Origin of the sequence: Aneurinibacillus sp. REN35, assembly GCF_041379945.2 — a bacterium.
Lineage (GTDB): Bacteria > Bacillota > Bacilli > Aneurinibacillales > Aneurinibacillaceae > Aneurinibacillus.
On sequence record NZ_JBFTXJ020000005.1, the window covers coordinates 301,430 to 312,734 of the forward strand.

General features: G+C 47.6%; 3 protein-coding genes, 16 tRNA genes and 1 rRNA gene. All 20 read right to left on the reverse strand.

Annotated features, from left to right (window positions below; translation table 11 throughout):
- Window positions 1-6: 6 nt before the first annotated feature.
- On the reverse strand, window positions 7-690 hold the full coding sequence (locus AB3351_RS12415; protein WP_371147462.1) for a uracil-DNA glycosylase: 684 nt from the start codon (window positions 688-690) through the stop codon (window positions 7-9).
- Window positions 691-840: 150 nt separating this feature from the next.
- Complete coding sequence (locus AB3351_RS12420) at window positions 841-6,267, reverse strand: AMP-binding protein (RefSeq protein ID WP_371147463.1); 5,427 nt, start codon at window positions 6,265-6,267, stop codon at window positions 841-843.
- 257 nt (window positions 6,268-6,524) lie between these two features.
- The gene (locus tag AB3351_RS12425; protein WP_371147464.1) at window positions 6,525-7,193 is read right to left on the reverse strand and encodes a uracil-DNA glycosylase; all 669 of its coding nucleotides are present in this window, start codon (window positions 7,191-7,193) and stop codon (window positions 6,525-6,527) included.
- Window positions 7,194-7,367: 174 nt separating this feature from the next.
- Window positions 7,368-7,441, reverse strand: a tRNA-Gly gene (locus AB3351_RS12430).
- 16 nt (window positions 7,442-7,457) lie between these two features.
- Window positions 7,458-7,542 (reverse strand) — tRNA-Leu (locus AB3351_RS12435).
- Between the two features lie 27 nt (window positions 7,543-7,569).
- Window positions 7,570-7,658: transfer RNA gene (locus AB3351_RS12440), tRNA-Leu, on the reverse strand.
- A gap of 10 nt (window positions 7,659-7,668) precedes the next feature.
- Window positions 7,669-7,743, reverse strand: a tRNA-Cys gene (locus AB3351_RS12445).
- A gap of 116 nt (window positions 7,744-7,859) precedes the next feature.
- Window positions 7,860-7,935 (reverse strand) — tRNA-Gly (locus AB3351_RS12450).
- A 57-nt stretch (window positions 7,936-7,992) separates the two neighbouring features.
- A tRNA-Gln gene (locus tag AB3351_RS12455) sits at window positions 7,993-8,067 on the reverse strand.
- A 4-nt stretch (window positions 8,068-8,071) separates the two neighbouring features.
- Window positions 8,072-8,147: transfer RNA gene (locus tag AB3351_RS12460), tRNA-His, on the reverse strand.
- A gap of 16 nt (window positions 8,148-8,163) precedes the next feature.
- Window positions 8,164-8,237: transfer RNA gene (locus AB3351_RS12465), tRNA-Trp, on the reverse strand.
- Between the two features lie 18 nt (window positions 8,238-8,255).
- A tRNA-Tyr gene (locus AB3351_RS12470) sits at window positions 8,256-8,340 on the reverse strand.
- 182 nt (window positions 8,341-8,522) lie between these two features.
- Window positions 8,523-8,595 (reverse strand) — tRNA-Thr (locus AB3351_RS12475).
- A 23-nt stretch (window positions 8,596-8,618) separates the two neighbouring features.
- Window positions 8,619-8,694, reverse strand: a tRNA-Phe gene (locus AB3351_RS12480).
- 152 nt (window positions 8,695-8,846) lie between these two features.
- Window positions 8,847-8,923: transfer RNA gene (locus AB3351_RS12485), tRNA-Asp, on the reverse strand.
- 161 nt (window positions 8,924-9,084) lie between these two features.
- Window positions 9,085-9,160 (reverse strand) — tRNA-Met (locus AB3351_RS12490).
- A 19-nt stretch (window positions 9,161-9,179) separates the two neighbouring features.
- Window positions 9,180-9,255 (reverse strand) — tRNA-Val (locus AB3351_RS12495).
- A gap of 71 nt (window positions 9,256-9,326) precedes the next feature.
- A tRNA-Glu gene (locus AB3351_RS12500) sits at window positions 9,327-9,403 on the reverse strand.
- An 8-nt stretch (window positions 9,404-9,411) separates the two neighbouring features.
- Window positions 9,412-9,505: transfer RNA gene (locus tag AB3351_RS12505), tRNA-Ser, on the reverse strand.
- An 80-nt stretch (window positions 9,506-9,585) separates the two neighbouring features.
- A 23S ribosomal RNA gene (locus AB3351_RS12510) occupies window positions 9,586-11,305 on the reverse strand; the annotation flags it as partial.

The window sequence follows — 11,305 nt, forward strand, 5'->3', positions numbered from 1 at the left end:
CACCTTTTATCCTTTCTCTTTCACACAATGAACAGCAACCTGTAAGTCATGCCATACCTCCCGCTTAGTTTGAGCTAGTGCGTCCCCACGCTGTCTTACTACATAAGCGGGATGCCATGTAGGCACAATTTTTATTCCTTCATACTCATACACATTGCCTCGGAATTGCGACATTGTTTTCATCTCAGGGAAGAAGAACTGCAAAGCCACCTTACCTAAAGCAAGCACTGCTTTGGGTCTGATGATTTCAAGCTCACGCCGCAAATATTTACTGCATTCTAGCGTCTCTTCACGCATTGGTGCGCGGTTTTTTCCTTTTTCATCTGTAACACGGCATTTGACTACATTGGTCATATACACCTGCTCACGTCTAATCCCCGCCTTTTCTAGAATTAGCGTAAGAAGCGATCCGCTAATGCCAACAAGCGGAAGACCCCAATTCTCTTCGTCCTCACCTGGGCCTTCACCCACAATCACCAATGGTGTGCCTGTAGTCCCTATGCCCGGCACCCGATTCTTCGCATGTTCACAAAGCGCACAATCCGTACAGATTAGAATATGACGGCGCAGTTGTTCCATATGCACAATTCTCTCTACCTGATACAGCGCAGACTTCACATCTTCTGCATCGTATCCATCCTTAGTCAGCCGTCGATAGAAATCCTGCATACCTTCCCCGACATGTTTCATCTGGTCTCTCTCCTGTCCTTATGGCATCCCTTCTACGATAGCACATTTTTTTACATAGCTTAAATGAGCAAACTGTTCCTCCCACTACGATACCATAACACAAAAAACCCGCCTGCTCAGCAAACGGGTTTTTCTACCGTATAATCTTTATTATTTGGTCGGTTCCTTGTTGACTTCTTCACTCATCTGCACAGCCCATGCTTCATATAGCTGGTCTTTGGTCTTCAAACCCTGTTGCGGAATGGCATGATTTACAACATAGGAGCTTCCAACGTGACGGTTTTCCCACATCTCTTGGTGAGCCTGCGGTAATTCTTCAAAAGGTACGAATACCGGCTCCGTAATCTCAAGCATCCCCGAATCAATCATCTCATTCATACGAATGACTTCATATGCATTGGATAAATGCGTACCAAGAATATTGGCGGTTGGCATATAAACGCAGCGTTGACGCATCCACACTTGCGGCGCATAGAAGCTGTAACGTCGCTGTCCCATATCTTCACTGTATACAACACGGCCAGTATATGGCTTCAATAATGTCGTACTCACGCCTAGCGTATCATGTCCTGCCCGCTCAAAAATTAAGTCCGGATAACCGCGCGGATTGTCAGGCGAACGCAGGTACTTAGCAACAGCGCTGCCGAACGGCTTGAAGATATAATCCGTAAAGTAGCGTACTGCTTCTTTAAATGCTTCTGTTTCCGTTTTTGGATTCGGGAAATCAGGCATCGTATCCGGCCAGATGAACTCGTCACCTTCACGGCGTTTAATCTCTTCGATGCTTAGTACACCGCGTACCGCATCCCCATATCCAAGACTTTGTACAAACTCTTTTTGGGCATCTGTATACGTAGCTACAACAATCCGTGCTCCCATATCACGGGCAGATTCAATAGCAATCAATCCTGTCTCATCCACGATTCCATCGGCACTCGTATCCGTTCCGTAATAGATCAGAACAGCCTCTCCAGCACGCAGCAGTGCTTTTTCGTACATCTCACGCGGCGTATGAGAGCCTGCCTTGCCCATGAACGTAAAGTGATATCCGCTTGAGGCACCATAGAAGGTTAGCGTACCACCCTCTTCTAATAATTGGAACGAACGTGGGAATGAAACTTCTCCTGCATGGGATACCGCATAATCAGCGAGACGCCCGTTATTCTGTGCGCGGTAATCGTCTAGAATCTTCTGTCCTGCTGCTTCCCATGCTGCCCATTGGGACGGATCGGCCGGAACCTTCGTAAATGCTTGGCTGTATGCTTCATTTTTTCGGTTAATAACGCCTGCCGCTCCCTGTTCGCGAATGTATGCGGCACGATCCTCACTCGATACCATTCCTGTTACATAAAGGCCGTTGCGCGCAGCGGATTTAAGTGCTTCAAGCCCTGTTCCTGTGGCTGCTCCTTCTACGAACAGATTTTTATTCGGCTCAATCTGCAGCGTTGTAAAGAGCGCGCGGTATATCGTACCTAAATTAAGAATATAGCTTCCTGCCGCTTCAAGTGTAGCATCCTGCGGTTTTACATGCACTTGCGGTGCCTGTGCAATCATAAATTGTTGATGCGAACCATCCGGACCCTGATATCCTTGAATACTAAAATCAGCAAACATCGGATCAAGACCAACAGTTGGTGATAACAGATCATTCTGTCCGGAATAAATCGTAACGAGATCCCCTACCTTTACTCTGCCCTCATGCTTCACTTCACTACCAACGGCCGCGACAAGCGCAATACCACCGCTTCCTGTTACATGATAATCAAGATCATGATCATCCAGTGTAGAAACTGGGATACCTGTCAGAGCCCAAATATCATTAAAGTTAACCTCACTCGCTAATACATATAAAAGGACTTCATTCGCACTTGGCTTCTCAACCGGAATTACAATTTTCTTCTCAGCATCGATTGGATCGCCATGATCGACTGCACCTGTCTCATCATTTTTTGTAACAGCATATGCATACTGCCAGGATGGAATCGGTGTGAATCCTGGAAAATAAGGAGCACCAACCGGAAGCAGGTCGCCCTTTTGAACCAGTTCGGCCTGCTCCGCTTCATCTGGCTGAAATCTCGGCCTTGTTGGAAGCGGTTGACTCTTCTTATCCAGAAACGCTTGAATGCCTGCTTTGCCTGCTTTCGGATCAATTACAGATTCAGCGAACAATTGGGCTTCACGTTCCATTCCCTTCTTTATGCCCTGCTCATATCCAGCACGAACAGCCTCTACTGCACGTTCTGCTGCCTCTTTTCTTCCTGCATAAGTTGATTGGCGAAGAATTCGCTGGATTTCTGTACTGCTATCAATTGCATCCTGCGGAAATGCCTGCGGCGTATTCCAATTCTCCACCAGTTTATTGTGACGGTCAAACGCATCCTTCAGCACGCCTTTGCCAAACATAATATATTCGCGGGCTAGGGCAGAAGCGCGTACTAATACATCTTCGCTTCCTTGCATGATTTCATCAATTAAGCCGATCTGCTCTGCCTCTTCAATATCAATTTGACGACCATTTAGAATGATTTGTAGAGCCTTAAGGAAACCTTTCTCTCCACTCCGCTCTTGAAGCAGACGAGGCAGGCGCTGTGTTCCACCATAGCCTGGAATTAAGTTTAGATTAATCTCTGGCTGGCCAAATACAGCATGCGGTTCGGCAATCCGATAATGTGTAGCCATCTGGAACTCATTCCCGCCACCAAGAGCTACACCATTCACCGCAGCAATTACCGGCTTTCCGAGACTCTCGATACGACTGAACGCCAAATGTGCTTTGTGGGCAAGCGGCAATACATCCTCGACTTCAAACATTTCCTCTAAGAATTGCTTTACGTCAGCACCTGCGACGAATGATCCCGTTCCCTGTCCGGTAAAAATTACAACCTTAATATCTTCTCGTCGGCCCAAGTGGCTGACAATCGTATTCAATTCATCTAGCGCACGTTCATTCAATGCATTAACTGGCGGATTTGTAATTGTAACAGTGGCAACTTTCTTCACAGGCAGCACATCATTATATTGGACACGGAAGAAACGATAATTCTCAAAAATCTTTTGTTCTTCTTCCATCTTGGTCTTCATGCGCCATTGTTCGATTTTAGGCCGAATTTCTTCGATTGATTCCGGATTGCGAAGTGTAGATGTGTCGCCTAGTGCCTCCCCGCTCAGCATATTGCTCAAGTAACGCCGCATATACTTGCCACTGCGTGTTTCTGGGAACTGTGCAACTTCTATAAAGTCGCTTGGTACAGCTACCGCACCTTTTTCCTGACGTACCAATTCAGATAAGCGGCGCTGATCTTCTAAGGTAAGCTTCGCACCTGGTGCCGTCTGAATAAACGCCACAGGTGTTAACCCCTTTTCTCTGTGCGGAGCACCAATTACAAGCACATTACCTACAGGAGAATCAGGATTAATCTGCTTGTCACGCAGGATCGCCCCTTCGATCTCTTCTGTCCCCATGCGATGACCCGATACATTGATAACGTCATCGGAGCGGCCATGCAAGGAGAAGGATTCATCCTCATACTTCATGGCAAAATCACCCTGCGTATACGCCCAGTTATTCTCCCACTTTCCCCAGTACGTATCTACATAACGATCGGCATCTCCCTTCCATTCCGGATTGCCAAAGTTCGCCTCATCACCCCAGATATACCGGGCTAGATAAGGATATGGCTTCGTAATGACAATCTCGCCCTTTTCTTCAAACGCAGCAGAACGGAACTTCGCCTTGCCGCTCTCTCCATTTCCTTCCGATACCCACACATCGCCAAATATCCATGGAAGCGGGAATGTATGCGCATCTGCCTTCAATTCGAAATCACCATTCCCATAAAAATGTGTCCACACAATTCCACCATGCTCTGTTGCCCAATATGAATTAATGTATTGAGAGGTCATTAAATCCATGCCGAACTGTTGAACAGCCGGACTGGTCGGCTCTGCACAGAATGTAGCCACTCGAAGGGTATCCATATTGTATTGTTCTACATCTGCTCGATTCTGTGGATTGGACATGATTGATTTTAAGAACGTCGAGCCCGCTTTAAAAATTGTTACCTTATACCGTTCAATGATACTGGCATAGCGCCCTGCACTCGGAAAAACGGGAGCACCTTCCGCTATAATACTGGTCGTACGTGTCGTAAGCGCCGCACAAATCTGGTAGGATTGCCCTGTAATCCAACCGGGATCGGCAATGACATACATTATATCTTCGCCCGGCTTGGCATCAAAGGAGATCTTCATTGTATGCGCAATTCCCGCCACATAACCACCATGCACATGAACAACACCTTTAGGTTTTCCGGTACTTCCGCTCGTATAGATGATGAAAAGAGGATATTCTGCATCCACCGGCACAGGCTTGGAAACAGCATACATTACTTTAATAAAATCCTCAGTCCCAAGCTCTAGAAGCTCTTTCTCATCAGCGATCTCAAATCCTAACTTGCGAGCTGCTTTAAGTATCGTATCACTCGCCGCTGCCATCAATTCATGTGACCAGCGGTCCCGTTCAGCACGCCAATTGAGATCCTGCTGACGAGTATGACGTACTACAATAACAGCTTCTACACGCGGCGGAGCTTCGACCAATCCTTTGGCGATTACTGTACGGATATACGACTTTTCTTCCGCATCCATGTCATGAAATTGGGCAAGCGCCATCCCGACACCGCGCATCGCATCAGAACGCTCTACCGTAATTTCAGTGCCGATCGTTTGATTTACTTTATTTTTAATTAGCTCTGCTTGTTCCGTGGTCAACGTAAGCTCTTGCAGCTTCTCCTCCACAATTCGCTGAGCCATCTCTTTTGGTATATAGTTGTCAAGAGCGGGATCTGTATATGCCTCTTTAAATTCTACAATCTGTGCGTTACGATAGCCGCCATCAGATGTAATGACTACTTTAGCACCTGCATTATGAATTCGATCACTCAGCGTCTTATCACTGAATCCGCCAAAAACGGCTGTATAAATAATGCCAAGACGTTTGGCAGCCTCTGTATAATAGATCTGTTCCATAATGTTCGGCATATTTAAAGCGATTCGATCACCTTTTTTTAATCCGAGTCCACTCAAGACTTCCGCTGCCTTCACCGTTTCCAAGAGCAGTTTTTTACGTGTCACAGCGAATTCGACAACCGGTCCGCCTCGTCCATCATTCTTAGCTTGATCCCAACGATCACCTTCGAAATAGAATGCAATCTCATCACCATGCCCAGTAATTACATGGCGATCCACTTCATTAAAGCAGGCATTCGTCTGTCCACCTGTAAACCATTTATAGAACGGGGCATCTGTATCATCAAATGCGTTCTTCCACGGTTCATAGTTTGGCGAGTAGGTGACCGTTACGGGTGAACCTGCATCCGCATCCAAGCCCAACCACTGATTATGCTCATCACTCCAAATAACCCAAGCATTTGACTTCTGATCATACCAGTGAATCTCTCGCTTAGCGATATTGCCATGAAATTGTCCGGGATGTTGCTCTGCCTGATAGCGCTGTTTGTTCCAGTCTTCGCGAGTAAGAATTGGATTGCTTTTTACTTTCTTCGTGCGTACGTCCATTACATTGCGCCCCCTTCGATCAGCTGAAATAAATATAAATGTCGGTCAATGGTTTAACAAGCCTCCTGAACGGCTTATGGATAACACGTTGTATTAGTACAGTTCGTGTTTATCTCTCGTTTGTTATATAATAACGTACGTTTTTTATCATGGCAAGGATTTTTACGAATTATTACAACTTATTTAAAGCTTCAGATAATTATTTCGTTTTTTTAATTAAAAATCCTCCATACAGATGTATAGAGGAAAAGTTCGGCTTATAGAAGTACCGATGAAATGTTAAGCTGTTCTACAGCCTTTCTTAGCTTTCTCAAATCTTCTTCGAAAACTTCCTTCAGTTCTCGACGATAAATAATTGCAGCAGGATGATACAGAGGAAAAACATTAAATGGTTTATGTGATAACGCGAATTCTCGGCTGTCCTCATTTTTTTCAGCTTTCTGTATTGGTACAGTCAATAAAGTACCGTGTACTTTTGAAATACTTTCATCAGGAATCAGCCGCTTTAATGGCGTTGAGCCCAACGTCACAAGCAACGTTGGATTAACAAGTTCAATCTCCATATCCAGCCAAGCAGCACATGAGCGAATAGCATGTTGAGAAGGCGGCTTATTCGATTTAGTGACCCGCTTGCTTCCATTCTTCAATATTTTTTCCGTTTCTTTATACGGTCGACATCGTGTTGTATTAACCACATACATTTGACTTCGATCAAGCCCGACGGATTCAAGAAATCCATTTAGGTTCTCTCCAGCCTTTCCTATAAAGGGCCGACAATGCTTCATCTCTTCCGCTCCAGGACTCTCCCCGATGAGTATAATATCGGCATTTGGTATCCCTTCTCCTGGAACCGGTGTTTGTCCTTCTTCGCGCTTTAAACCATCTTCACAGCGAACGCAAGTTAAAAATTTCTCTGGCAGCAGCATAGGTACTCTCCTTTCTCAATTCGGACATTGTTTATCTTTTCCCCAAATATGAATATAATAAAAAACGCGCTCCTTCGTCCTTTATGGAACGAAAAACCGCGTTATTAGTATGTATAAGTACCACATAAGGTTATTTAGCCCCGAATCTGTTCGATGTAGAGAAAGGAAACTAAATGGAGCGGGTGATGGGAATCGAACCCACGTATTCAGCTTGGAAGGCTGATGTTCTACCATTGAACTACACCCGCAATAAAGCTATATATGTGGTACCGATGGTCGGGGTCGAACCGACACTCCCGAAGGAACACGATTTTGAGTCGTGCGCGTCTGCCAATTCCGCCACATCGGCAAAGCAAAAAAGTTATGTTGTGAAAAGTGGTGCCGAGGACCGGAATCGAACCGGTACGGTAGTCACCTACCGCAGGATTTTAAGTCCTGTGCGTCTGCCAGTTCCGCCACCCCGGCAAAATAAAATTGGAGGAGGTACCCGGATTTGAACCGGGGAATAAAGGTTTTGCAGACCTTTGCCTTACCACTTGGCTATACCTCCATATAAACAGGTAACATAACTTTTTTATGGTAATTATATAAATGGAGCACTCTTATGAGTACAACTTATCTCATTCTCGCTTCGGATTGATTCAACGCAGGAAGAATGAATATAGATGGAGCGGACAACGAGACTCGAACTCGCGACCCCGACCTTGGCAAGGTCGTGCTCTACCAACTGAGCTATGTCCGCATCTTATAATAGTATATATGCATTACTCGGTCATTTCAACTTTACTGTATAGGAAAATGGCTGGGGTACCTGGATTCGAACCAGGGCATGACGGAGTCAAAGTCCGTTGCCTTACCGCTTGGCTATACCCCAATAATGGGGCGATCGATGGGAATCGAACCCACGAATGTCGGAGCCACAATCCGATGCGTTAACCACTTCGCCACGACCGCCATAAGTAAGTGTAAGTGGCAGGGGCAGTAGGAATCGAACCCACACTGGAGGTTTTGGAGACCTCTGTTCTACCGTTAAACTATGCCCCTATATTAGTGATAATAAAATGGTGGAGGGGGACGGATTCGAACCGCCGAACCCACAGGGAGCGGATTTACAGTCCGCCGCGTTTAGCCACTTCGCTACCCCTCCAGAATAAATAAAAGCACAATGAAATTTGTGGAGATAAGAGATGCACCCTGCGGGTACCACTCATTTCATTCTTACCTAGAAGTATTTCAACGTAGTTAAGAATGAAAATTGAGGATATACTTTTTAAGTACTACCGATCTTATTTCCGCTTTGAAGTAATTCGACGTAGTAGAAATAAGAGATGCCGGCGAAAGGAATTGAACCCTCAACCCCCTGATTACAAGTCAGGTGCTCTGCCAATTGAGCTACACCGGCATGATCATTCTTAAAAAGAATAATGGTGGCTCGGGACGGAATCGAACCGCCGACACGAGGATTTTCAGTCCTCTGCTCTACCGACTGAGCTACCGAGCCATATATATGTATGTAACTAAAAGAATGGCGGAGCCGACGGGACTCCGACGCGCAGGATGCGCAAGGTTCTGCGTTGCTCACACGATGTGAGCGTTCGTAGCAGAACTTCCTCTCGGGTGAGAGGGCGGTCTTCTTATAAAACAAATAATAAATGGCGGAGCCGACGGGACTCGAACCCGCGACCTCCGGAGTGACAGTCCAGCGTGAACTCCAACTTCACCACGGCTCCGTATGTAAATACAATTTTGGTTGCACTTTTCAAGCACCACCGATTTCATCCGTTAAAGTTGTTCATTCGACGTAGTACGGATGATATTTTGATTGCACTCTTCGAGTACTACCATCGTATTTGAACGAAGAAGATTATTCGACGTCGTGCAAATATAATATTGGTTGCGGGGGCAGGACTTGAACCTGCGACCTTCGGGTTATGAGCCCGACGAGCTGCCAACTGCTCCACCCCGCGACAATATATAGATTTACAATGGTGGAGGATGACGGGATCGAACCGCCGACCCTCTGCTTGTAAGGCAGATGCTCTCCCAGCTGAGCTAATCCTCCAACGCACAAGATGTGCCAGGTTCTGCGTTGTGACAGAGCATCACCTTATCGCATAACCCTATTTGAAAAAATGGTGACCCGTAGGGGATTCGAACCCCTGAATGCATGCGTGAAAGGCATGTGAGTTAAGCCGCTTCTCCAACGGGCCAATAAGCATGGCGGACAGAGTGGGATTCGAACCCACGAGACGAGTTAACCCCGCCTACACGATTTCCAATCGTGCTCCTTCGACCAACTCGGACATCTGTCCATACAAGATATAAAGTACAAAAACTTGCACCCTGAAAACTGGATCGAAGAAAAATGACGCTGTAAAGGAATCTTTGATTTTTGGTTAAGCCCTCGACCGATTAGTATTCGTCAGCTCCGCGTATTGCTACGCTTCCACCCCGAACCTATCTACCTCATCATCTATAAGGGGTCTTACCAGCTTATGCTGTGGGAAATCTCATCTTGAGGGGGGCTTCACGCTTAGATGCTTTCAGCGCTTATCCCGGCCGCACATAGCTACCCAGCTGTGCTCCTGGCGGAACAACTGGTGCACCAGCGGTGCGTCCATCCCGGTCCTCTCGTACTAAGGACAGCTCCTCTCAAATTTCCTGCGCCCACGACAGATAGGGACCGAACTGTCTCACGACGTTCTGAACCCAGCTCGCGTACCGCTTTAATGGGCGAACAGCCCAACCCTTGGAACCTACTTCAGCTCCAGGATGCGATGAGCCGACATCGAGGTGCCAAACCTCCCCGTCGATGTGGACTCTTGGGGGAGATAAGCCTGTTATCCCCAGGGTAGCTTTTATCCGTTGAGCGATGGCCCTTCCATGCGGAACCACCGGATCACTAAGCCCGACTTTCGTCCCTGCTCGACTTGTAGGTCTCGCAGTCAAGCTCCCTTGTGCCTTTACACTCTGCGAATGATTTCCAACCATTCTGAGGGAACCTTTGGGCGCCTCCGTTACCTTTTAGGAGGCGACCGCCCCAGTCAAACTGCCCATCTGACACTGTCCCTGTACCGGATCACGGCACGAGGTTAGAAGATCAGTACACGCAGGGAGGTATCCCAACGGCGACTCCACCCAGGCTGGCGCCCGAGTTTCGCAGTCTCCCTCCTATCCTGTACAGCATGCACCAATCTACAATATCAAACTACAGTAAAGCTCCATGGGGTCTTTCCGTCTTGTCGCGGGTAACCTGCATCTTCACAGGTACTATGATTTCACCGAGTCTCTTGCCGAGACAGTGCCCAAGTCGTTACGCCTTTCGTGCGGGTCGGAACTTACCCGACAAGGAATTTCGCTACCTTAGGACCGTTATAGTTACGGCCGCCGTTTACTGGGGCTTCGGTTCAAAGCGTCGCACCGAAGGTGCTAACCTTTCCCCTTAACCTTCCAGCACCGGGCAGGCGTCAGCCCCTATACTTCGCCTTGCGGCTTCGCAGAGACCTGTGTTTTTGCTAAACAGTCGCTTGGGCCTTTTCACTGCGGCCCCCTCGCGCTTTGACACGCTACCGGGGCACCCCTTCTCCCGAAGTTACGGGGTCATTTTGCCGAGTTCCTTAGCAAGAGTTTTCTCGCGCGCCTTAGGATTCTCTCCTCGCCTACCTGTGTCGGTTTGCGGTACGGGTACCTCACTCCTCGCTAGAGGCTTTTCTTGGCAGTGTGAGATCAGGGACTTCGCTACTAAAATTTCGCTCGCCATCACAGCCTGGCGTTACAGTGTGCGGATTTGCCTACACACACGCCTCACTGCTTGGACAGACATATCCAACAGTCTGCTCACCCTACCCTCCTGCGTCCCCCCGTTGCTCAAACGGAGTGGAGGTAGTACAGGAATTTCCACCTGTTGTCCATCGCCTACGCCTTTCGGCCTCGGCTTAGGTCCCGACTAACCCTGAGAGGACGAGCCTTCCTCAGGAACCCTTAGGCTTTCGGCGGAGAGGATTCTCACCTCTCTTTTCGCTACTTACACCGGCATTCTCACTTCCTGCCGCTCCACCAGTCCTTCCGGTCTGACTTCACTGCTGCAGGAACGCTCCCCTACCACTGACACC